Raw genomic sequence first — 715 nt, 5'->3', positions numbered from 1 at the left:
TTAATCTTTGAAACGCATTTCCTTGAGCATTTTTTGCGTCTTCATAAACATACTCAATTACTTTACTGCCTGTTCCATTAACTGCTTTTTCCACTTCTCTTAAAGGAAAGTGTACTATGCCATTAAAAGTCTTTTCTGCAGGTAAATATTGATACTCTTTAATCATGCCTGAGGCATCTTGAGTTCTTAATATATTTCCTGAATTGTCATATTCTTGCTTTGTAGTCTCGCTACGTTGCATACCATTTGCATAATATGTTGTTTTTGTTTCTTTTGGAAAGTTATAGTTTGGATCTAATGAATCAAAGCTTTTATTTGCCCATAATGGGTAAGTAAATTCTTTAACTTGAGAATACTCTCCATTTATACGAACTATTTCTTTAATCATTTGATGAAAGTGATTATAAACTCTTTCTGTTGAAATCGTTTTATTATCTGGAGCTTTTTTTGTTTCTACTGTCGAATAAGTATATGTATTCGGTGTAAAAAACAATGCGTCTTCACCTTCTTTAAAACCTGTAAATCCATATGCCAAATAATTTGTATTTGTGGATTCATAATAAGTATAACGAATTTCTTCATCACTACTATCTGTTTTTGGAAGAGATATTGTTCTAATTTTAGATACCGCAGGAGAAGCAACGCCTTTTTTAGCGGACTCTAATCCACCTGGTAAATAAATTACATTGATTTTTGTTCCTGTTGGATACGAAAT

General features: G+C 31.3%; 1 protein-coding gene. It reads right to left on the bottom strand.

What is annotated here, in order from left to right; genetic code table 11:
* A partial coding sequence (locus GCL60_RS17320; protein ID WP_161998272.1) for a hypothetical protein occupies window positions 1-715 on the bottom strand: 715 nt, incomplete at both ends.

Source organism: Silvanigrella paludirubra, from assembly GCF_009208775.1.
GTDB lineage: Bacteria > Bdellovibrionota_B > Oligoflexia > Silvanigrellales > Silvanigrellaceae > Silvanigrella > Silvanigrella paludirubra.
The sequence above is the reverse complement of the archived record's forward strand: the minus strand, read 5'-3'. Positions and strand labels throughout refer to the sequence as shown.